Here is a 22,960-nt window from a genome sequence, read left to right on the forward strand (position 1 = left end):
GCGGCCATGAGCGAGATGTTCCCGCCACCCCAGTTGCTGCTGAGCCTGGCCAACCTGCGCGACCGCGCCCTGGCCGCGGAGTCGCTGAACGCCCTGGCCTTCTCCATGGCCAACGACCTCTACGCCCTGCTGCGCTTCCACCAGGCGCTGGTGCTGGCCCAGCGCGGCCAGCAGCTGGAGCTGCTGTGCATCTCGGGCCTGGCGCGGCCCACCGAGGACTCGCCCTACCTGGTCTGGCTGCGCCGCGCCGGGCGCTGGCTGAGCGGCCAGGTGCAGGACGCCGCGCCGCGCTGGCTGCCCCGCGAGGCCCTGGAGGTGCCCGAGGACATCGCCGAAGGCTGGGCCGAATGGTGGCCCGGCGGGCTCTGGGTCATCCCCCTGCATGACCGCCACGGCCAGCGCCTGGGGCTGCTGGTGTTCCTCCTCGACGAAGCCCCGGCGCCCTCGGTGGAGAGCCTGCTGCAGGGCGTTTTCCAGACCTGGGCGCACTGCTGGGCCGCCTTCGGCAAGCCGCGCTCGCTGCGTTTCTGGCGCCCCGGCAAGCGCCAGCTGCTGCTCGCTGCGGTGGTGCTGGCGGTAATGCTGCTGGTGCCGGTGCGACAGACCGCGCTGGCCCCGGCCGAAGTGGTGTCGCGCAATGCCCAGGTGATCAGCTCGCCGATCGACGGGGTGATCGCCCGCATGCTGGTGCGGCCGAACCAGAGCGTCACGGTCGGCACCCCGCTGTTCGCCCTCGACGAGACCACCCTGCGCAGCCGCGCCGAAGTGCTGGCCAAGGAAGTCGCGGTGGCCGACGCCGAACTGCTGGCCGCCAGCCAGCGGGCCTTCGACAACCCGCAGAGCAAGGGCGAACTGGCGGTGCTCAACGGCACCGCGCGGCAGCGCCGCGCCGAGCTGGCCGCGGTGCAGGCGCAACTGGCGCGCACCACGGTGCTCTCGCCGCGCGCGGGGGTGGCGGTGTACAGCGACCCCAACGACTGGCTGGGCAAGCCGGTGGTCACCGGCGAGCGCATCCTCCAGGTCGCCGACCCCAGCCAGCCGGGCATGCGCATCCAGCTGCCGGTGGCCGACGCCATCGCCCTGGACAGCGGCGCGCCGGTCACCCTGTTCCTCACCGCCTACCCGCTGTCGCCGCTGCACGGCGAAATCCTCGAGACCAGCTACGAGGCGCGCCCCGGCGAGGACGGCGTGGCCTCCTACCGCCTGCTGGCCAGCGTCGAGGGCGCCCCGCAGCATGCCCGCCTGGGCCTGCACGGCACCGCCAAGCTCTATGGCGAGCGCGTGCCGCTGGGCTACTACCTGCTGCGCCGGCCCCTGGCCGCCGCCCGCGCCTGGACGGGCTGGTGATGGACGCCGCCCTCGAGGACCTGCCCACGCCGCCGCTGCGCGACGACCTCGACATCGCCGAGGCCGGCACCAACAGCGACGGCGAGCCGGCCTGGGTGATCCACGACAACGTCACCAACCGCTTCTTCCGCATCGGCTGGCTGGAGTTCGAATGCCTGCTGCGCTGGGAGCAGACGCCGCGGCGCATCGCCGAGGAGATCGCCGAGCAGACCGCGCTCAAGCCCGACGCCGAGCAGGTCCTGGGCTTTCGCGCGTTCCTCGAGCGCCACCAGCTGGTGCGCCCCGGCGCCCAGGCCCTGGAGCGCCTGCGCGAGGCCAGCGAGGGCAACCAGTGGTTGACCTGGAAGTGGTGGCTGCACCACTACCTGTTCTTCCGCATCCCGCTGCTGCACCCGCAGCGCCACCTGCGGCGCCTGGCCGGCGCCCTGGGCTGGCTGTTCCATCCCTTCACCGGCGTGCTGGTGGTGGGCCTGGGCCTGCTCGGCATCGTCCTGGTGGCGCACCAGTGGGACAGCTTCCGCCACGACGTGGTGGAATCCTTCTCCACCGAGGGCCTGCTCAGCTTCGCCCTGGCCCTGGTGGTGGCCAAGACCCTCCACGAGCTGGGCCACGCCCTGGTGGCCACGCGCCTGGGGCTGAAGGTGGCGCACATGGGCATCGCCTTCGTGGTGATGTGGCCGATGCTCTACACCGACACCGGCGAAAGCTGGAAGCTGCGCAGCTCGCGGCAACGCCTGGCCATCGCCAGCGCCGGCATCCTCACCGAGCTGGGCCTGGCCGGGCTCGCCACCCTGGGCTGGGCGCTGAGCGACCCGGGCCCGCTGCGCAACGCCCTGCTGTACCTGGCCACCACCAGCTGGGCGCTGTCCCTGGCGCTGAACGCCAGCCCCTTCATGCGCTTCGACGGCTACTTCATCCTCTCCGACCTGCTCGACTTCCCCAACCTGCACGAGCGCGCCACGGCCCTGGCCAAGGTCACCCTGCGGCGCAACCTGCTGGGCCTGGAGGAAGCCTGGCCGGAAGCCTTCCCGGCGCGCCAGCGGCGCCTGCTGGTGGCCTTCGCCATGGTCACCTGGGTGTACCGCCTGGTGCTGTTCCTCGGCATCGCGGTGACCGTCTACCTGTTCTTCTTCAAACTGCTCGGGATCTTTCTGTTCGCCGTGGAAATCTCCTGGTTCATCGTGCAGCCGATCTGGCGCGAACTGAAACACTGGTGGCAGCACCGCGGCGAAGTGCGCCGCGGCCGCCGCCACCTCTTCTTCCTCCTGCTGGCGGCCATCCTGCTGCTGGTGGCCATCCCCTGGCGCAGCCAGATCCACGCCGTGGGCCTGGCCCGCGCCGAGCACCAGGTGCGCCTCTACGCGCCCTTCCCGGCCCTGCTGCAGGAAGTGCGCAAGGCCGGCCAGGTGCAGGCCGGGCAGACCCTGGTAGTGCTCGACCAGCCGGACATCACTCTGCGCCTGGCCGGCAACGAGGCCAGCATGCAGGGCTACCGCGCCCGCCTGGCCGGCCTGCTGGCCGACCCCGCGGGCCTGGCCGAGGAAGCCGCCACCCGCCAGCGCTACGGCGTGCAGTTCCAGGAAGCCCGCGCCGCCCGCTCGGAAATCGCCCGGCTGAACCTGCAGGCGCCCTTCGCCGGCCAGTGGCTGGACCTCAACCCGGACTGGCACGGCGGCCAGTGGATCGGCACCCGCGAGCCCCTGGGCGTGCTCATCGACCCACGCAGCTGGCAGGTGGACGCCTACGTCGGCCCCGACGAGATCCAGCGCCTGGGCGAAGGCAGCCCGGTGCGCTTCTACCCCGAAGGCGTGCCCCGGGCGATCCCCGGCAAGGTCCTGCAGATAGGCACCACGCGCATCGGCCAGCTCGGCCAGCCGGCCCTGGCCTCCCGCCACGGCGGCCCCCTGGCGGTGCAGCCCCACGGCGACCAGCTGGTGCCCAGCAGCCCGCTGTTCCACGTGCTGGTGCAGCTCGACGAAGCCCCGCCGAACCTCCACGAGACCCGCGGCCACCTGCAGATCGAAGGCCAGCGCCGCAGCCTGCTGGCCGACGGCCTGATGCACCTGGCGGCGGTCTTCATGCGCGAAAGCGGGTTCTGAGCCGCTTTCGCTTCTCGCAGGAGCGAGGGGGACACTGTGCTCCTATCTCCCCATCGTCATTCCCGCGAACGCGGGAAACCAGTGGATTGGGGAGTGGTGTGGCGCGCCGCTCCGAGTGCGTTGATGTTTCTCGTTTCGCCCCCTCGGGCGAGTCGCTTTGGCTAGCCCATCGGGGCTCTCGCGACATCCATGTCGCATGACCTCCTGAGCGCCGGTTTCGCTCGGCCTTCTGAAGGGGCGTTCCGGTGCGCGCGGAGGTTTCTCTGGAAACCCGTAGGGCGCATAACGCCTACGGCGTTATCCGCCATCGTCGTCGGGCATCGGTGTTTGGGCTAACGGCGGATAACCGCGAACGGTTATTCGCCCTACGGACTTACCGGCTGACGCTGCGTTATCCGTGCACGCCGAACGGCCCCCTCTCCCTTCAGGGAGAGGGTTGGGGAGAGGGTGACGGACTTCGCCCACGCACCTCTGCCAACCCTGACGCCGCACCCCCTCCCCAACCCTCTCCCGCTTGCGGGGGAGGGTTGGGGAGAGGGGCTCTTGAACCCGACGCCCACGGCCGCCGACGGCCCCCTCCACAACATATTGCAACGCCTTCGCTTCGGCGGCGGCGGCCCCCTTCGGTTACCCTCCTCCATTCCCACGACGAAAAAAGACGCCGCTCGCCACCTTCCGCGAGCAGGACAACGCACGTGATGAGGAAAGCCCCGTGACCCAAGCCCGCTACACCCCCGCCCAGATCACCCTGCACTGGCTCAGCGCCCTGCTGGTGCTGGCCATCATCGCCCTGCCCTACGGCAAGGACCTGTTCGCCGGCCTGCTCGGCGGCGCCGGCGGGGTGTTCACCCTGCACAAGTCCCTGGGCCTTTCGGTCCTGCTGCTGACCGTCGCGCGGCTGCTGGTGCGCGCCCGTCATGGCGCGCCGCAGCTGCTGCCGGCCAGCGAGCGGCTCAACCTGCTGGCCGCCAAGGCCGGCCATGCCCTGCTGTATGCGCTGCTGATCCTGATGCCGCTCAGCGGCCTGCTGTTCGGCAAGCGCCCGGTGAGCCTGTTCTGGCTGGTGGAAATCCCGCCGCTGCCGCTTGCCGATGCCGTGCGCGAGGCGGCCAAGGCCTTCCACGTCACCGCCCAGTACCTGCTCTTCGCCCTGATCCTCGGCCATGCCGCCGCGGCCATCTGGCACCACCACGTGCGCCGCGACGACGTGCTGCGCGCCATGCTGCCGGCCCGCGAGCAGGCCTGAGGCGCCACCCGGGGCCGGCTCGCCACGCGCCGCCCCCATCATCCCCATTCATCATCCTGATCGCACTTCCGGGCGATATCGCCCCGCCACCCCGCTGCCTATCCTCGCCTGGCCGGCCCCGCCCCTCGACGTGCCCCCTGACCCGACCTGGGGGCGGTGGCCGGCACCTCCCGACAGCATTCCCGGAGCAGCCCAATGTCCACATCCGCCCCCTTCGACCTCGGCGGCAAGGTCGCCTTCGTCTCCGGCGCCAGCCGCGGCATCGGCGAGGCCATCGCCCACCTGCTGGCCCGCCAGGGCGCCCTGGTCATCGTCTCCAGCCGCAGGCTGGAGGGCTGCCAGGCGGTGGCCGAGGCCATCCAGGCCGCCGGCGGCAAGGCCTCTGCCGTGGCCTGCCACATCGGCGAGCCGGAGCAGGTCCGGGCCACCTTCGACTGGATCCGCGAGCGCTTCGGGCGCCTCGACATCCTGGTCAACAACGCCGCCACCAACCCGCAGTACGGCAACGTGCTGGACACCGACGTCGCCGCCTTCCAGAAGACCGTGGACGTCAACATCCGCGGCTACTTCTACATGTCGGTGGAAGCCGGCAGGCTGATGCAGGAACAGGGAAGCGGCAGCATCGTCAACGTCGCCTCGGTGAACGGCGTCAGCCCCGGCGAGCTGCAGGGCATCTACTCGGTGACCAAGGCCGCGGTGATCAGCATGACCAAGGTCTTCGCCCGCGAGTGCGCGCCCTTTGGCGTGCGCTGCAACGCGCTGCTGCCAGGGCCCACCGACACCAGGTTCGCCGCCGCCCTGGTGCAGAACCCGGCGGTGCTCGACGGCATCCTGCAGCGGGTGCCGCTCAAGCGCGTGGCCAACCCCGAGGAGATGGCCGGCGCCGTGCTCTACCTGGCCAGCGACGCCTCCAGCTACACCACCGGCATCAGCCTGGCGGTGGACGGCGGCTATCTCATCTGATCCGCGCGCCCGCGGCGCCCTCCTGACCTCCGAACGCACCGGGTACTGGCCCGGTGCGCGCGTTGCCATGGGTGAATTCCTTCGGACAATTCCCACGTCTGACCGAGCCAGTGAATGAAGGACCATTCATCGCATTGCTGAACCCCGCTGAAACCCGCGCCACAGCACGACTCATACCTTCTTCCGACACGCCACTCGTACTTTCGCGCGCTTATCCGCGCCCGGCGCTCCACATAGGTTGTGCCTGCAGTCTTCCAACCGAGCACCGGAGCACTACATGAAAACAATAACAAGACCTGGCTTCTTCCAACCGCAGCTGCTGGCCCTGGCGGTGGCCCTGGGCGTCGCGGCCCCGGCCAAGGCCGTCAACTTCAGCATCGGCGAGATCGAGGGGCAGTTCGACTCCTCCCTGTCGATCGGCGCCAGCTGGAGTACCCAGAGCCCCCACCAGGACTTCATCGGCTACAACAACGGCGGCAACACCGCCACCCACACCACCGACGACGGCCGCCTGAACTTCAAGAAGGGCGAGACCTTCTCCAAGCTGTTCAAGGGCATCCACGACCTGGAGCTGAAGTACGGCGACACCGGCCTGTTCGTCCGTGGCAAGTACTGGTACGACTTCGAACTCAAGGACGAGAGCCGGCCGTTCAAGGACATCAGCGACGAGGGCCGCGACAAGGGTGCCCGCTCCTCCGGCGCACAGCTGCTCGATGCCTTCGTCTACCACAACTACGACATTTCCAACCTGCCGGGCAGCGTGCGCCTGGGCAAGCAGGTGGTGAGCTGGGGCGAGAGCACCTTCATCCCCAACAGCATCAACAGCATCAACCCCATCGACGTTTCCGCCATCCGCCGCCCCGGTGCCGAGATCAAGGAAGCGCTGCTGCCGGTGAACATGTTCTACCTGTCGCAGAGCATCACCGACAGCTTCTCCGCCGAGGGCTTCTACCAGCTGGGCTGGGACAAGACGGTGCTGGACAACTGCGGCACCTTCTTCGGCGGCGACGTGGTACCCCACGGCTGCAACCTGAACAACGCCAACAACGCCGCGCCCGGCTTCGGCGCGCTGATGGCGCAGTTCGAGCCCATCGCCGCGGCCAACGGCCAGGGCTTCATCGCCAACGACGAAGGGGTGATCCTGCCCCGCAGCGGCGACCGCGACCCGCGCGACAGCGGCCAGTGGGGCCTGGCCCTGCGCTTCATGACCGACGACGTGGAGTACGGCGCCTATGCGATGAACTACCACAGCCGCAACCCCTACTACAGCAGCCAGACCGCCGGCGCCGACACCCTGGCCTCGCTGGGGCGCATCCTGGCCGCCACCGGCGCTGCCTGCGGCGGCCGCCCGGGCTGCTCCTCGGTGGTCCAGGGCATGGCCCTGAGCACCGTGCTGGGCAACAGCAACTACTTCATCGAGTACCCCGAGGACATCCGCCTCTACGGCCTGAGCTTCGCCACCACGCTGCCCACCGGCACCGCCTGGCAGGGCGAGGTCAGCTACCGGCCGAACATGCCGCTGCAGATCAACACCCCGGACATCTCCCTGGCGGTGCTCAACCCCATCGCGCCGACCACCTCGCCGACCATGCCCACCGCCCCCGGTGCCGACAACCATGGTTACGAGCGCAAGCCGATGACCCAGTTGCAGACCACCTTCACCCACTTCTTCGAACAGGTGATGGGCGCCGACCGCCTGACCCTGGTGGGCGAACTGGGCCTGACCCACCTGAGCGACCTGGAACCCACCAGTTCCATGCGCTACGGCCGCACCCCCGAGTACGGTCAGTGGGCGCCGGGCAACACCCACGGCTTCTACACCAACACCTCCTGGGGCTACCGCACCCGCGCCATCCTCGACTACGGCAACGCCATCGCCGGCATCAACCTCAAGCCGAACATCGCCTGGTCCCACGACGTGGAAGGCTACGGCCCGACCTTCAACGAAGGCGCCAAGGCCATCAGCCTGGGCCTGGATGCCGACTACCGCAGCACCTACACCGCCAGCCTGTCGTACACCAACTTCTTCGGTGGCGACTACAACACCCTGATCGATCGCGATTTCCTCGCGTTCAGCGTCGGCGTGAACTTCTAATCCGCGAGGACTCAACGATGAACAAAGCACTACGAGTGATCGGCGTCTTCACCCTGTCCCTGCTGGCCGGCAGCGTACTGGCCGCGGTCTCCCCGGACGAGGCCGCCAAGCTGGGCGCCAGCCTCACCCCGCTGGGCGCCGAGAAGGCCGGCAACGCCGACGGCAGCATCCCCGCCTGGACCGGCGGCCTGGCCCAGAACGCCGCCCCGGTGGACGCCAAGGGCTTCCCCGGCAACCCCTTCGCCGGCGAGAAGCCGCTGTTCACCATCACCGCGCAGAACCTCGAGCAGTACAAGGCGAAGCTGTCCGAGGGCCAGCTGGCGCTGTTCAAGCGCTACCCGGACTACAAGATGAACGTCTACCCGAGCCACCGCACCACCGTGGTCCCGGAATTCATCAACCAGGCCGCCAAAACCAGCGCCCTGAAGACCAGCCTGGTGGAAGGCGGCAACGGCCTGCAGGGTTTCGCCGACAGCCGCTGGGTGGCCTTCCCGATCCCGAAGGACGGCCTGGAGGTGGTGTGGAACCACATCACCCGCTTCCGCGGCGTGAACATCCTGCGCTCCTCGGTCACCGCGGCGCCGCAGACCAACGGCGCCTTCACCGCCATCCGCTACGAGGAGGACCTGGCGGTGCCCAAGGGCATGGCCGACCTGGACGCCAAGGACGCGGAAAACCTCCTGTACTACTACAAGTCGCGGGTCACCGAGCCGGCACGCCTGGCCGGCAACGTGCTGCTGGTGCACGACTCCCTGGACCAGGTGAAGGAACCGCGCATGGCCTGGCAGTACAACGCCGGCCAGCGCCGCGTGCGCCGCGCCCCGCAGGTGGCCTATGACAGCCCGACCACGGAAGTCGACGGCCTGCGCACCTCCGACGGCCTGGACATGTACAACGGCGCGCCCAACCGCTACGACTGGAAGCTGGTGGGCAAGAAGGAAATCTACATCCCCTACAACAACTACGAGCTGGCCTCGCCGAAGCACAAGTACGAGGACCTCCTCAAGGCCGGCCACGTCAACCAGGACCTGGCGCGCTACGAGCTGCACCGCGTCTGGGTGGTGGAAGCGAGCCTGAAGCCGGGCGAGCGGCACATCTACGCCAAGCGCCGCTTCTACGTCGACGAGGACTCCTGGAGCATCGCCCTGTCCGACCAGTACGACGGCCGCGGCCAGCTGTGGCGCGTGGGCGAGGCCATGCTGACCCAGGACTACAGGCAGCAGGTGCCCTGGTATGCCCTGGAAAGCCTGTACGACCTGATCTCCGGCCGTTACGCGGTCAGCGGCATGATGAACGAGGAGAAGAGCTGGATCCGCTTCGGCGAACCCTCCTCCGCCGCCAAATTCACCCCCGCGGCCTTGCGCAGCGACGGGGTGCGCTGAGCAGCAGCACCTGTGGTTTTGGGCGACCTTCGGGTCGCCATTTTTTTGCGCGCCGCACGCGAACGGTTATCCGCCCTACGAGTTTGCCGGCTGACGCTGCGTTATCCGCTTGCTCGGGACAGCCCCCTCTCCCTTCAGGGAGAGGGTTGGGGAGAGGGGACGGACTTCGCCCAGGCACCTCTGCCAAACCCTGACTCCGCACCCCCTCCCTAACCCTCCCCCGCAAGCGGGAGAGGGGACTGTTCGGCGTGATGCGGACCCACGAAGCTCCCGGGCTCCCCGTAGGGCGCATAACGCCTACGGCGTTATCCGCCAAATCGCGGACGGAGTCCGCTCCTACGGTTCCAGGAAGCACGGACGTAGGAGCGGACTCCGTCCGCGATTGGCATCCGCCACGCCGGACGCTCCGGTGGCACGACCAACGGCGGATAACCGCGAACGGTTATTCGCCCTACGGTCGGGCACGCGCGTGAGAGGAATTGTTGCAGCCCACGCGGACATCCTCTTCGTAGGAGCGAGCTTGCTCGCGAACCCTGATGCCGCCCCCTCCCTAACCCTCCCCCGCAAGCGGGAGAGGGGACCGTTCGGTGTGATGCGGAACTACGAAGCTCCCGGGCTCCGTAGGGCGCATAACGCCTACGGCGTTATCCGCCAAATCGCGGACAGAGTCCGCTCCTACGGTTCCGGGAAGCACCGACGTAGGAGCGGACTCCGTCCGCGATTGGCATCCGCCACGCCGGACGCTCCGGTGGCACGACCAGCGGCGGATAACCGCGAACGGTTATCCGCCCTACCCAATCGTCTGGTCCCTGCTCCGCTACTGGACGCGGCTCACCTGCGGCAGCGCGTAGCGGCCGTCGAGGATCGCGGCGTCCGGCTGGTACAGGCGCAGCAGCAGGTAGAAAGCGCCCTTGGGCGCCGGCAGCCAGTTGGCCTTGTCTTCGCTCCTGGGCTGGTCGTGCTGGATCGGGATGCTGATGGAACCATCCGCCGCCACCTGCAGGCCGGGGGTGTCCGAGCCGATCTTGTAGCGGCCGATGGGGTTGTCCACCAGCATCTTGTCGCCGGCGTTGTAGAGCGTCAGCGACCAGAAGGCCCCGACCGGCGGCGCCTTGGCGAAGGTCAGGCGGTACGGGTGCTGGCCGTCGAGCGGCCTGCCGCGGTCGTCCGTGAAGCGGATCGGGTAGACCGCCTCCTCCGCCAGGTTGCCACCCAGGTAGGCGCCGGCCATGACCGAGCGCCCGGGGTAGTCGTAGCCGAACTCGTTGACCATGGCCACGTTCCAGCCGTTGCGCAGCACGGTGGAGGTCATGGTGGCCTTGCCGGCCACCAGCGGGCCGTCCGCCAGGGCGCGCTTGAGCCCGCGCAGTTGCTCGGCGGTGAGTCTGGAACGGTCGAAGCCGTGTTCCGCGCTCAGCCCGATGCGCTGCAGTTGCCCCGCCAGCGCCGCGTCCACGGTCTTGATGCGGTTGTGCTGCATGGCGTACCCCAGGTGCGTGAAGAAGCCCAGGTCGTCGCCCTCGATCGACGGCAACGGCGGCAGCTCTTCCTTCGGCGCCTGGTAGCCGGCCTTGCCCAGCTGGCTCAGCGGGCGCAGTTCGAACCCTTCCTGCAGCGCCAGTACCGGCGCCAGGTCCTCGCCCTGGCGGATGTGCAGGCGCCCCCACAGCCAGAGCTTGTCGGTGCTCACCGGCAGGGCCTTGACGCCCTCGGGCAGGGTCCCCTGCCAGCCCGGCGGTACCAGGGCGAAGCGCCCCGCGCCGGTGCCGGTGGCGCGGCGGCCGATGTAGTGCTCCAGGTCGTGGTACATGTCGAAGACGTTGATCACGTAGTAGCGGTCGGCGGTGTCCGGCACGCTCAGCACGTAGGGCTCGTCCAGCCTGACCACCGCGCTCATGTACAGGGTGTCGTTGTTGGCCGTGGGCATGTCCTTGTCCGCCGGGGTGGACAGCGCCGTGGCCCAGCCGATGCGGTTCAGCGGCGCGCGGTAGCTGGTCGGCGGCTTGTTCGCCGGTACGTCGATGTACTCACGCAGGATCCGCTCCAGGCGCACCAGCGGGTAGCCCCAGGTGTAGGCCATCACCCCCAGGGTGTAGGCGTCGATCTCCTGGGCCTGGGCGACCTTCTGCGGCGTCATCACCAGGCTGACCTGCGGGTCGGCATAGCTCGGCGCGGCTAGGCAGTGGCCGGCGGCCAGGGCGACGGCCACGCTCAGCGCGGACAGCATCGTGCGTGTGGCTTTCATCATGAATTCCTTGTTGTTCTGGGTTGGAACTGGTGCGGCCCCCGCCCGCGCGTCAGAACGAAGACAGGGGCACGGAAAGCGTCAGGTAGGCGGCGTGGCCTTCCAGGCGGTTGTATGCGCCCTGCTCCTTGAAGGCCTTCAGCCGCAGCGACCAGGGCCGCGCACCGGGGAAGTTCCAGGCCAGGGTCGCGCCCAGGGCCCGCGTGCGCCCGCGGAACGGCCCGAGGCTGGCGCCGCGGCCGCTGTCATCGCTGACCTGGCGGTAGTGGTAGCCGAGCAGGCCGGCGGAAAAGCGCGGGCCGAAGTGCTGTTCGGCGCTCCATTCCAGGTGCGCCTCGTTGCCGCTGCGGTAATCGGTGGCCGGGTTGGCGGCGTTGAAGGTCACGCCGGCGGCCACGGACAGGTCCAGGCCGATGGCCGGGTCGAACCAGGTCAGCGCGGCGAAGGGGTCGGCGCCCCAGTGGTGGAAGGCGACGTTGGCCAGGGCGTCTTCGTCGTAGTCACCCGCCGGTACGTTCAGCGCCACCCCGCCCTGCCAGTGGAAGTTGCCGCGGTGCCAGCCGAGCATCGCCGCCAGCACCGGGTCGCCGTAGGTGTAGTTCGAGGCGTGCACGTCGGTGCCCAGACGCTGGCCATGGGGCCCGGTCAGCTCGGCGTCGACGTCCAGGGCCGGGCCGCCCAGGGGCTGGCTCCAGGACAGCCCCAGGTTGCCGCCCGCCAGTTGCCAGGGCGTGGACCAGAGCAGGGTCGGCATCGCCAGCCGGGTTTCGAGCTGGATGCCGGCCACCACCCGGCCGCCGACGGGGAAGTCCTTGGCCGCCCCGGCACTGCCCGCATAGCGGTAGAGGTCGTTCTGCAGGTACAGCCCCGGCGGCGGCAGCGCGCCGGCCATGGGGCCGCGGGAGCCCAGCAGGTAGAAGCCTACGCCGTTCTCGGCGGCCTGCGCCTGGCTGGCCGCCAGCAACAGGCAGCCGGCCAGGAGCTTGCGCCCGCCACGGTTCATGGCAGCAGGTGGCTGCCCATGGCCAGGCCCGCCGGTATGACGCCCGGCTGGTCGAGGCTAGCCGCGGCGGGCTCGTCCACCCGCTCGAAGTCGGGCATCTTGAAGCGCTTGTCGAACAGCGCGTCGGTGGCGCCGTAGAAGCGCAGGGCCGGCAGCGGGCGCTTGCCGCCGGTGGGAATCCAGTTGGCTTCCAGGCCCTTGGGCGCCTGCGGGCCGACGTAGAGGGTGACGCTGCCGTCGGCGTTCTTCTTCATCTTGTCCAGGCCGTAGGAGTCCAGCGTGGTGCGCCCCTCCCGGGTGTAGATGAAGGCCATGGTGGCGCGGTCGTAGAGGGTCAGCGACCAGAACTGCTTCACCGGCATGTCCGCCGGCACCACCAGCCTGTAGGTGTCCCCCGCCTCCAGCGGCCGCCCCTGGTTGTCGGCCATGGCCATCAGGTAGTAGGCCGCGGGCCGCTCGGGCACCTGCCGGGGCACCAGGGTGCACCAGAAGAACGCCAGGGCGCGGCCGTCGATGTCGATGCGCCCGGGGTATTCGAAGCTGAAGCCGCGGTTGGCGTCGGGCAGCAGCAGCGGCACGTACTGGCGGTCGGGCCAGTAGTAGTAATCCTTGGGCAGCTGGTCGAAGCGCTGCTGCAGGTAGAACCAGACGTCCACCACCGCCTGGCGCATGGCCCGGCGGGTCTTCTCGTCCGGCTGGTAGGGCTTGCCCTGCTCGATGCCCAGCGAGGCCAGCAGGCCGAGCATGTGCCTGTCCTGGGGGCGCGCCGGCTCGTAGGCGATGGTGTCGTGGAGCAGCCGGAAGTAGCGCTCGTCCTGGGGCAGCAGCGACGAGAAGCGCTGATCCACGGCGTCGACGAAGCGTTGCTGCGGCGGGTTGGCCGCCTGGGACAGGTAGTACATCTTCAGGCGCCTGGAATAGGCATAGGCGTCCGCGGCGCTCTTGCCCGGCGCGCGCACCGAGCGGAAGGCGAAGACGACCCGCCGGGTCGGCGACACCACCTGGCGGTAGCCGGCCGGCACCGTACCCTTGAAGTCGGGGCCGGTGAGCAGCAGCTTGCCGCCCTTGCCGGCGTCGATGCCCGAAGGCCCGATGTCGGCGATGGTCATCTGCCAGGCGTCCGTCACCTGGCCGTAGAGGCTGCCGTCGGGCCCTGCCGGCGGCACCTCCAGCACCACCGGCTCGCGCGCCAGGTCCGAGTAGGCGAAGACGTAGGGCGTGGAGCTGTTGGCGGTCCAGGTCTCGAACCTGGGCGTGGCCGGGCCGGACATGGCGACTATGTCGTTGTCCCTGGCGCCCAGGCCACCGAGGGTGGCCTCGCGGCCGCTCTGGGCCTGCACCGAGGGCAGCGACCAGAGCACCGCCTCGAAGGCGCGCTGGTACTTCACCTGGTAGTCGAAGTCGCTCACCGAGGGCCGCGCCCCCGCGGCGGGCTGCCCGCCGACCGGCTCCGCCGTGGCCGACTCCGCGGCCTGGCCCTGCAGCGCCATCGCCAGCAGCAACGGCATCATCAGTGTTCTACGTGGCATACGGGTCTCCCATGCAAATGCCTGTCGGTTTGCCGGCCGCGAGTCCCGCCGCAGCCGGCGCGGGTTCAGCGGCGCTCGGCGCGCAGCGCCTTGGCGAGGGTCTGGTCGGTGATCCAGCGCAACAGGCCGCTGGTCTTGCGCGCCATCGCCCGCAGCAGCCTGGCCCGTAGGCCCGGGGTGATCATGAACTGGCGCCGGCGCAGGCCATCGAGGATGCCGGCCACCGCCTCCTCCACCGTCAGCACCCCGGCGGTGGCATTGAGCGCCTCGGTGACCTTGCTGCCATGCTGGCGCTCGTAGGTCAGCAGGGGCGTGGCGATCTCCCCGGGGCACACCACCGACACGTCGATGCCGCGCGGCTTCTGCTCCAGGCGCAGGACCTCGGCCAGGCCCACCACGCCGAACTTGGAGGCGCTGTAGGCGGCCTGGGTGTAGCCGCCGATGATCCCGGCCAGCGAAGCCACCAGCACCAGGTGGCCGCCGCGGGGCATGTGCCGCAGCACGCCGGCGGCGAAGTTGCGGCTGCCGATCAGGTTGATGCGCACCACCAGCTCGAAGGTTTCCGCCGGCAGCTCGGTGAACAGCGCGGTGCGCAGGATGCCCGCCGAGTTGAAGGCGAAGTCCGGCACGCCCAGCCTGGCCACGGCGGCCTCCACCGCCGTGTCGACCTCCACGGCCTGGGTGATGTCGACGACGAACGTCTCCACCTGCTGCTGCGGCTGCCGGCACAGGGCGCGCAGCTCGTCGAGCACCCGCGGCTCCAGGCGCAGGTCGAACAGCGCCAGGCTCGCGCCCTCGGCCGCCAGGGCCTTGGCGATCTGCAGGCCGATGCCGCTGCCGGCGCCGGAGATGAAGGCGACCCGCGGGGCGCCGTGGTTCCACTGACTCATGCTCGACTCTCCAGCCTTGCCGTTGCGCTTGCGGCGCCCGCCGGCGCCTGTTGCTGTGTGCGGAAGTGTTCGGCCAGCTCGGCCATGGCCGCCTCGAAGCTCACCGGCGGCCGGTAGCCCAGCAGGCGCCTGGCCTTGTCGGTGGCGAACGCGTTGGGCCCGCCCATCAGGCGGAAGGTCTGGCACGTCAGGTGTGGGCGCTGCGCCTGCCTGCGCAGGTGCCCCCACCACTCCAGGGCGCTGGCCATGAAGCGCGCCAGCCAGTTCGGCAGGCTTTTCGGCGGCGGCGTGCCGGCGGCCCTGGCCAGGGCCTCCAGGTAGGTCTTCCAGGTCACGCCGAAGCCGTCGGCGGCGATGAACACCTCGCCGTGCACGTACTCCGAGCGCGCTGAAGCGACCAGGATTTCCACCAGGTTGTCGACGTGCACCAGGCCCGCGTCCCACTTGCCGGAGCCCAGCAGGCAGGGCGCGCCTTCGCGCAGCACCTGCACCAGCGAATTGACCCAGGGCAGGCTGCCGACGCCGAAGACGTTGGCCGGCCGCACGATGGTGGCCTTGAGCCCGCGCCTGACGCCCTCGCGGGTGACGCGCTCCTGTTCCTGCTTGCAGAACTCGTAGGCCGACGAGGGCACGCCCACCGGGCTGTCCTCGTCCAGCCGGCCCCTGGCCAGGGCGCTGGCGAAGGCGCAGACGCTGGTGGTCACCACGAAGTGCGCGCCCCAGCCCAGGGCCAGCTCGATGGCATGCTCGGTGCCCTTGACGGTCACCTCCACGTGGGACTGGGTGCTGCCCCAGTCGCTGACCACCGCGGCCAGGTGGAAGACGGCATCCACCGGCCCGATCTGCTCGCGCAGCGCCAGCAGCCGGCGCACGTCGCCGACCACCAGCCGCACCCTGTCGCCCCACTCCGCCGGCACCAGCTCGCCCGGCATCATCAGGGCCACCACGGCGACCTGCTCGGCCAGCAGCCGGCGCACCAGGTGGCGGCCGATGAAGCCGCCGGCGCCGGTCACGAACGCACTGTTCAGCGCAGCCATGTCACTCACCGAGGGCGATCAGCTTGTCGCAGCTTTTGCCCTCGGCCGCGCACAGGGCGCGGTAGACGGTCAGGGCCGTCTTGGCGTCGAGGATGCGCACCACGTCGCCCTTCTCGTCGATGTCGACGTTGCTGCCGAAGATGGCGAACCAGACGTCGGCGACCTCGGTGGCGTCCTCGGCCACGCACAGGGTGTGCAGCGAATGCGCCGGCTCGTAGAGGTAGGAGCCGGCCTTGTTCACCTTGTCCGGGTATTCCCGGTAGAACCATTCGCCCTGCAGGGTGACCGCGAACACCGGGCCGGTGTGGTAGTGGGTGTCGACGCCGAAGCCGGGGTTCATGCGGGTGCGGTTGATCCACAGGTTCTGGTTCAGGTCCACGTGCAGCAGCTGGATGGTGGAACCGTCGGGCAGGCTGACCCAGGGCAGGTCGTCTTCCAGCAGCAGGATCGCCTCGCGGGCATGGTCGCGGGACACCACGGGGGCGTTCTGCATGGCGGCGAAGACCTGCATCGCGGCGGGGCTGAGCTGACTCATCGGGAAACTCCAATCTTGTTGTTCTGGGCGCGGCGGGCGCGCGGGGGGATGCGGCGGCCGGGCGGCCGGCCGCCGCAGGGTTCACTTCTCGGCCTGTCTGAGGATCTGTTCCTTGAGCTGGTCGAAGCTCAGCGACACGCCCTTCTGCGCCGGCGGGAAGTCCTTGAAGGTCCGCAGGTGCGCGACTATCGCGTCGGTCATCTGGTGGAACACGTAGCTCTTCTTCTGCATCAGGTTGGCGCGCGGGCCCGGCGCCTGTTCGTAGCTCTCGAAGGGGTCCTGGCGGATGTTGAACAGCCAGGGCATCTCCAGGGTGGTGGTGGCGCCGTAGTAGCCGTCGCGGGTGTAGAAGTGGGCCTTCCACTGGTTCAGGCGCACGGCCTGCAGGCGGCTCTCGGCGTAGTAGAAGATTTCGTGGCGCGCCGACTGCCCGGCCTTGCCTTCCCAGTAGGCCAGGTTGTCGACGCCGTCGATGTAGTTCTTCTTCACCACGCCGGTGCCGAAGTCGTCGCCCTTGGCCAGGCGCTCGCGCACGTCGGTGGCGCCGGCGGCCACCGCCAGGGTGGTGAACAGGTCCTCGTGGGACTGGATGCCGTTGAGCTCCTCGCCCGCCGGGATGTGCCCCGGCCAGCGGACCATCATCGGCACGCGCACGCCGCCTTCCCAGGTGGTCATCTTGGTGCTGCGGTACGGCGTGGTGGCGCCGAAGGGATAGGTCTCGTGCTCCGGGCCGTTGTCGGTGGTGTAGATGACGATGGTGTCGTCGGCGATGCCCAGGTCGTCGAGCTTCTTCAGCACGCTGCCGACGTCCTCGTCGTGCTGCAGCATGCCGGCGCAGTGCTCGTCCTCGCCGCTGGTGAACTGCTTGCACTGCTGCAGGTATTTGTCGGGCGTGTGGGTGAACACGTGCATGCGCGTGGTGTTGATCCAGGCGAAGAACGGCTTCTTCTCGGCCACGGCCTTGTCCATGAACCTGAACGAGGCCTGGATCAGCTCCTGGTCGACGGTCTCCATGCGCTTGCGCGTCAGCGGGCCGGTGTCCTCGCAGCGCTGCCGGCCCCACTTGCCGAAGCGCGGGTCGTCGCCGGGCTGCTCGGCGTCGGTGGCAAAGCAGTGCAGCACGCCGCGCGGGCCATAGCGCTTCTTGAAGTCGGGGTCGGCGGGGTAGTCGATGTCCTCCGGCTCTTCCTCGGTGTTGAGGTGGTAGAGGTTGCCGAAGAACTCGTCGAAGCCGTGCACCGTCGGCAGGTGCTCGTTGCGGTCGCCCAGGTGGTTCTTGCCGAACTGGCCGCTGGTGTAGCCCTGGGGCTTGAGCACCTCGGCCAGGGTCACGGTCTGCGGCTTCAGGCCGAGCATGCCGCCGGGCTGGCCGACGGTGGTCATCCCCGAGCGGATCGGCAGCTGGCCGGTGATGAAGGCCGCGCGCCCGGCGGTGCAGCTGGGCTGGGCGTAGTGGTCGCTGAAGATGGCGCCGCCCTTGGCGATGCTGTCGATGTTCGGCGTGCGGTAGCCCATGGCGCCGCGGCTGTAGGCGCTGAGGTTCCACAGGCCGATGTCGTCGCCGAATATCACCACGATGTTCGGCTTGTCCGCCGCGACCGCCGGCAGCGCGGGCAGCAGCGCGGACAGCGCCAGGCCCAGCAGCGCCCGCACCAGCGGGTCGCGGCGCCTGGCCGGGGACGAGGGCGCGGCCCCCTGTTGCGGGCGAGTAGGCATCTCGGTCATTGCGTGGTTCTCGTTATATGATCGGGCGATCGACGGCGCCGCGCCTTGGCACGGCTCTGTCGGACACATGAAACGGCAACAGGGGCCAGACGAGACATGTCCGAAAGGGACAAAAATCAGACAAAAGTGGCCAGCGCTGCCGTCTGCAAACGCCACCGCGGCGCCATGGGCCGGGTGCTGGCGCGCTTTCTCGGCGAGCAATGCGACGTGCTGGAATTCGACCTGCCCGGGCTGGAACAGCTGTGGGAGCGCGCGGCCCGCATCGACCCGGCCATCGGCCTGCACCTGTTCGGCCAGTTCGCCCCCGGCGACCGCTTCGTGCTGGTCCACCTCGCCCTGTGCAGCGCCACCGTCGGCGAGGCCCTGCGCCACTGGCAGCGTTTCGCCCGGCTGGGCTCGGACCTGGACCGCCTGCACATCCGCGAGGAAGACGGCCAACTGATCCTCGAAGTGCGCATCGAGGGCTCCGAACGCCTGCGCCGGCCCTACTGCGAGCACGCCCTGGTGATGACCATGACGCAGCTGCGCGAAGGCTGCGTGGAGCCGGTGCTGCCGCTACGCGCCGAGTTCGACTACCCGCGGCCGCCCTACCACGCCGAGTACCGCGAGTGGTTCGGGCCCCACCTGCGCTTCGCCAGCGAGCACAGCCGCCTGGTGTTCGACAGGCGCGTGCTCGACATCCCCATGCGCGGCCACCACCCGGTGGTGGCGGAGCTGATCGTCAGCGGCCTGGAACAGCGCCTGGCGCGCCTGCAGCAGTTCAGCGGGCCCGCCGCCAGGGTCGCGCAGCACATCCGCCACGAGCTGGAAAGCGGCATGCCGCCCAGCCTGGAAAGCGCCGCCGCGGCCCTGCACCTGACCCCGCGGACCCTGCGCCGGCACCTGCAGGAACAGGACCTGGGCTACCGCCAGGTGCTGGCCGCGGTGCGCCTGGAACAGGAGCAGTACCTGGAGCTGCAGGGCCTGGGCCGCGAACAGATCGCCGAGCACCTGGGCTACGCCGACAGCGCCGCGTACCTGCGCGCGCGCAAGCGCTGGCAGGAACACAAGGGCAGCTGAGGCCCCGCCCCTGCCCGCCGGGCGGCGGCGCACCGATCGCCCAGCGTCAAGAGGGTTGGCCAGCGGTCCCCTGGAGCAGCCTTCCCGGTACCCCGAAAGGGGTAGCCACGCCTGCCTCTTCCGCGCCTTCGCAGCGCAAATCCCGGACAGTCCCCCACGACATCCCGCTCCACCATCTTCCGTGATCGTGACGTGAACCGGCGCCGCGCGAACGCCTTTGCAGCGGCTACGAGCAGCACCGAAACGAAAGGGAAGCGACAGAACAAGAATAAGCAGGAGTCCTGATGAACGCCCCTCTACCCCACCAGAGCGTCACGCTCGACGACAAGTTCGAAACCCGGGAAGGCTGGATCTACCTCACCGGCACCCAGGCCCTGGCCCGCCTGCCATTGCAGCAGCGCTGGCGCGACCAGGCCGCGGGCCTGAACACCGGCGGCTTCATCTCCGGCTACCGCGGCTCGCCGCTGGGCCGCTACGACATGGAGCTGTGGGCCCAGCAGGCACGCCTGGAAGCCAACGACATCCACTTCATGCCGGGGGTCAACGAGGACCTGGCGGCCACCGCGGTCTGGGGCTCGCAGTACGTGGGCCTGCTGCCCGGCTCGAAGGTGGACGGGGTGTTCGGCATCTGGTACGGCAAGGGGCCGGGCACCGACCGCAGCGCCGACGCCATGCGTCACCTGGGCAGCGCGGGCACCAACAGGCACGGCGGCGTGCTGGCCATCGCCGGCGACGACCACGGCGTCAAGTCCTCGTCGGTGATCAACTTCTCCGACCCGATCTTCATCGCCGCCGGCCTGCCGATACTCTACCCGTCCAACACCCAGGAGCTGCTCGACCTGGGCCTGCACGGCTTCGCCATGAGCCGCTTCTGTGGCTGCGCCGTGGGCTTCAAGGTGCACAACGACGTGGTCGAGGGCGGCGGCTCGGTGCGCGTCGGCCCCGACTCGCCGCGCATCGTCCTGCCCGAGCTGCAGGTCGCCCCGCACCTGGGGCCCCAGGGCCTGAACATCCGCACCTTCGACATCCCGCTGATGGGCGAGGAGCGCCTGGTCAACCACCGGCTGCCGGCGGCCGTGGCCTACGCCCGCGCCAACCGGCTCAACCATCTGCTGCAGGAGGTGCCCGGCGCCCGGCTCGGCGTGCTGTCGGCCGGCAAGTCGTACCAGGACGTGCTGCAGGCCCTGGCCGGGATGGGCCTGGACGAGGCGCGCCAGCGCGAACTGGGCCTGCGCATCGGCAAGGCCGGGCTGATCTGGCCGCTGGACCCGCAGTTCGTGCGCGAATTCGCCGACGGGCTGGACGCCATCCTGGTGGTCGAGGAAAAGCGCGGCATCCTCGAAGACCAGGTCAAGGGCATCCTCTACGACCTGGCGCTGCCCAACCACCCGCGCGTGGCCGGCAAGTACGAGGCGGCCCAGGCCTTCGCGCCCGGGCATGGCGAGGCGGTGCTGCAGGGCTGGGGCGAGCTGTCGCCGACGCAGATCATGCACGCCATCCACGCCCGGCTGCGCAAGCTGCACCCCGACCTTCCCGATATGGCGCTGCCGCCGGCCACCCACAAGCTGCCGGGCCTGCCCGAGCCGGCCTCGCCCAACCGCAACCCCGGCTTCTGCTCGGGCTGCCCGCACAACCGCTCGACCCAGGTGCCCGACGGCTCGCGGGCCATGGTCGGCATCGGCTGCCACGCCATGGCCGTGCTGCACGACCCGCACAAGACGCCGCCGATGTTCACCCAGATGGGCGGCGAAGGCATGCACTGGCTCGGCCAGCACCGCTTCACCGGGGAGAAGCACGTATTCGTCAACATCGGCGACGGCACCTACTTCCACTCGGGCTTCCTGGCCATCCGCCAGGCCATCGCGGCCAAGGCCAACATGACCTACAAGGTGCTGTTCAACGGCTTCGTCTCCATGACCGGCGGCCAGCCCATCGACGGCGAGCTATCGGTGCCGCAGGTGGTCACCGAGCTGATGGCCGAGGGCGTCCGGCACATCTTCGTGCTGACCGACGACCTGGCCAAGCACCCCGCCGGCAGCCTGCCGGCCGGCGTGCCGCTGCTGCCGCGCACCGAGCTCGACGCGGTGATGCTGCGCTGCCGCGGCATCGAAGGGGTGTCGGTGATCGTCTACGACCAGCCCTGCGCCACCGAGCGCCGGCGCCTGCGCAAGCGCGGCAAGTGGGCCGACCCGGACAAGCGCACCTTCATCAACGCGGCCGTGTGCGAGGGCTGCGGCGACTGCTCCAAGGCCTCCAACTGCCTGTCCATCGAACCGCTGGAAACCCCGTTCGGGCGCAAGCGCAGGATCAACCAGAGCTCGTGCAACAAGGACTACTCCTGCGTCGAGGGCTTCTGCCCGAGCTTCGTCACCGTGCACGGCGGCAAGCTGCGCAAGGCCAGGACCTCGGGCGTGGGCGCGGCGGACTTCCCGGCCATCCCGGACCCGGCGCTGCCGGCGCTCACCCGTGATTTCTCGCTGCTGATCACCGGCGTCGGCGGCACCGGCGTGGTCACCATCGGCCAGGTGCTCGGCATGGCCGCGCATATAGAGGGGCTGGCGGTCTCGGTGCTGGACGTCACGGGGCTGGCGCAGAAGTACGGTGCCGTGATGTCCCACGTGCGCATCGCCACCGATGCGCAGCGGCTGCATGCCACCCGCATCGCCACCGCCGAGGCCGACACCATAGTGGGCTGCGACCTGGTGGTGACCGCCGGCGACGAGGCGCTGCTGCGCATACGCCCGGGCCGCACGCGTGTGATAGTGGCGAGCGACCTGGTGCCCACCAGCGACTTCGCGCGCAACCCCGACTGGCAGATGGATGCCGGCGCGCTGCTCGAACGCATCCGCCAGCGCTGTGGCGACGGCCAGCTGCTCGCCATGGAAGGCCTGCGCATCGCCGCGCAGCTGATGGGCGACAGCATCGCCGCCAACATGTTCATGCTCGGCGCGGCCTGGCAGCTGGGCAGCGTGCCGCTGTCCCACGCGGCCATCCTGCGCGCGCTGGAACTCAACGCCGTGCAGGTCGACTTCAACAAAGCGAGCTTCCTCTGGGGCCGCCGCGCGGCGGTCGACCTGCAGGCGGTGGAAAAGGCCGCCTGCGCCGGCAGCCCGGTTGCGCCCACGCCACGCATCGACATGTCGCTCGAAGCCATCGTCCAGCGCTCCATGGCCTACTTGGTCGACTACCAGAACCAGGCCTATGCCCGCCGCTACAAGGCACTGGTGGACCGGGCCCGCGCCGCCGAGCGCGAGCGGGACCTGGGCGAGCGCTTCAGCACGGCGGTGGCGCGCTACTACTTCAAGCTGCTGGCGATCAAGGACGAATTCGAGGTCGCGCGCCTGTACGCATCCGGCAGCTTCAGGCAGGAACTCGATGCGGTGTTCGAAGGCGACTACAAGGTCCACTTCAACGTCGGCGCCTGGCCCTTCGGCGGCCTGGACAAGGACGGCAAGCCGTACAAGAAGGAAGTCGGGCCCTGGCTGTTGAAGGCCTTCGGCCTGCTCAAGCACTGCAAGGGCCTGCGCGGCACCCTTCTCGACCCCTTCCGCAACGGCGCCGAACGCCGGCTGGCGTTGCGCCTGCTGGCCGAGTACGAGCGGGAGATCGACGGGCTGATCGCCAGGCTCGACGCCGGCAACCTCGACGCCGCGGTCGCCCTGGCCTCGCTGCCGGAGAAGATCCGTGGCTATGGCCACGTGCGCCAGCGCCACGTCGAGCAGGTGGAAAAGGAACGCGCGCAGCTCGAGGCCTCGCTGCGCGACATCGCCCGAGCGCCAGCCGCTCCCCGCTAGCAGAGGATTGC

Annotated in this window: 15 protein-coding genes; 8 read left to right on the top strand and 7 right to left on the bottom strand. The window is 69.7% G+C overall.

Annotation, left to right across the window (positions count from 1 at the left end; all coding sequences use genetic code 11):
* The first annotated feature begins 6 nt into the window (after nucleotides 1-6).
* From VV867_RS10325 to VV867_RS10350, 6 genes are all read left to right on the top strand, one after another.
* Entirely contained in the window at nucleotides 7-1,347 is a 1,341-nt protein-coding gene (locus tag VV867_RS10325) for an efflux RND transporter periplasmic adaptor subunit (protein ID WP_328566299.1), read from the top strand.
* A complete protein-coding gene (locus VV867_RS10330; RefSeq protein ID WP_328566300.1) occupies nucleotides 1,347-3,446 on the top strand; it encodes an HlyD family efflux transporter periplasmic adaptor subunit in 2,100 nt (699 codons plus the stop codon). Before VV867_RS10325 ends, VV867_RS10330 begins: the two co-directional genes overlap by 1 nt.
* Nucleotides 3,447-4,158: 712 nt before the next feature.
* Entirely contained in the window at nucleotides 4,159-4,692 is a 534-nt protein-coding gene (locus VV867_RS10335; RefSeq protein ID WP_275630345.1) for a cytochrome b, read from the top strand.
* 195 nt (nucleotides 4,693-4,887) lie between these two features.
* A complete protein-coding gene (locus VV867_RS10340) occupies nucleotides 4,888-5,655 on the top strand; it encodes an SDR family oxidoreductase (protein ID WP_328566301.1) in 768 nt (255 codons plus the stop codon).
* 277 nt (nucleotides 5,656-5,932) lie between these two features.
* Nucleotides 5,933-7,750 carry a DUF1302 domain-containing protein gene (locus VV867_RS10345; protein WP_328566302.1) on the top strand — a complete coding sequence of 606 codons (1,818 nt, stop codon included), beginning with the start codon at nucleotides 5,933-5,935 and terminating at the stop codon, nucleotides 7,748-7,750.
* Between the two features lie 17 nt (nucleotides 7,751-7,767).
* Nucleotides 7,768-9,132 (top strand): DUF1329 domain-containing protein, encoded by a 1,365-nt coding sequence (locus VV867_RS10350; protein WP_109932430.1) that lies wholly within the window; start codon nucleotides 7,768-7,770, stop codon nucleotides 9,130-9,132.
* An 817-nt stretch (nucleotides 9,133-9,949) separates the two neighbouring features.
* Here VV867_RS10350 and VV867_RS10355 read toward each other — a convergent pair.
* From VV867_RS10355 to VV867_RS10385, 7 genes are all read right to left on the bottom strand, one after another.
* The gene (locus tag VV867_RS10355; protein WP_328566303.1) at nucleotides 9,950-11,377 is read right to left on the bottom strand and encodes a DUF1254 domain-containing protein; all 1,428 of its coding nucleotides are present in this window, start codon (nucleotides 11,375-11,377) and stop codon (nucleotides 9,950-9,952) included.
* Nucleotides 11,378-11,429: 52 nt separating this feature from the next.
* Nucleotides 11,430-12,380, bottom strand: coding sequence for a SphA family protein (locus VV867_RS10360; protein ID WP_328566304.1), 951 nt, complete (start codon nucleotides 12,378-12,380; stop codon nucleotides 11,430-11,432).
* The gene (locus tag VV867_RS10365) at nucleotides 12,377-13,909 is read right to left on the bottom strand and encodes a DUF1254 domain-containing protein (RefSeq protein WP_328566305.1); all 1,533 of its coding nucleotides are present in this window, start codon (nucleotides 13,907-13,909) and stop codon (nucleotides 12,377-12,379) included. The genes VV867_RS10360 and VV867_RS10365 overlap by 4 nt, the downstream gene beginning before the upstream one ends.
* A 65-nt stretch (nucleotides 13,910-13,974) precedes the next feature.
* Complete coding sequence (locus VV867_RS10370; protein ID WP_328566306.1) at nucleotides 13,975-14,799, bottom strand: SDR family NAD(P)-dependent oxidoreductase; 825 nt, start codon at nucleotides 14,797-14,799, stop codon at nucleotides 13,975-13,977.
* Nucleotides 14,796-15,836: an NAD-dependent epimerase/dehydratase family protein gene (locus VV867_RS10375; RefSeq protein ID WP_328566307.1), complete on the bottom strand. Its 1,041-nt coding sequence runs from the start codon at nucleotides 15,834-15,836 to the stop codon at nucleotides 14,796-14,798. Before VV867_RS10375 ends, VV867_RS10370 begins: the two co-directional genes overlap by 4 nt.
* A gap of 1 nt (nucleotide 15,837) precedes the next feature.
* On the bottom strand, nucleotides 15,838-16,371 hold the full coding sequence (locus VV867_RS10380) for a 2,4'-dihydroxyacetophenone dioxygenase family protein (protein WP_328566308.1): 534 nt from the start codon (nucleotides 16,369-16,371) through the stop codon (nucleotides 15,838-15,840).
* 81 nt (nucleotides 16,372-16,452) lie between these two features.
* The gene (locus VV867_RS10385; RefSeq protein WP_328566309.1) at nucleotides 16,453-18,096 is read right to left on the bottom strand and encodes an arylsulfatase; all 1,644 of its coding nucleotides are present in this window, start codon (nucleotides 18,094-18,096) and stop codon (nucleotides 16,453-16,455) included.
* A 126-nt stretch (nucleotides 18,097-18,222) separates the two neighbouring features.
* On the opposite strand from VV867_RS10385, the gene VV867_RS10390 reads away from it, so the two are divergent.
* Nucleotides 18,223-19,155 carry an AraC family transcriptional regulator ligand-binding domain-containing protein gene (locus VV867_RS10390; protein WP_328566310.1) on the top strand — a complete coding sequence of 311 codons (933 nt, stop codon included), beginning with the start codon at nucleotides 18,223-18,225 and terminating at the stop codon, nucleotides 19,153-19,155.
* A 284-nt stretch (nucleotides 19,156-19,439) separates the two neighbouring features.
* On the top strand, nucleotides 19,440-22,949 hold the full coding sequence (locus VV867_RS10395; protein WP_328566311.1) for an indolepyruvate ferredoxin oxidoreductase family protein: 3,510 nt from the start codon (nucleotides 19,440-19,442) through the stop codon (nucleotides 22,947-22,949).
* Nucleotides 22,950-22,960 lie beyond the last annotated feature (11 nt).

This window comes from Pseudomonas sp. JH-2 (assembly GCF_036231725.1).
Taxonomy (GTDB): Bacteria; Pseudomonadota; Gammaproteobacteria; order Pseudomonadales; family Pseudomonadaceae; genus Pseudomonas; species Pseudomonas delhiensis.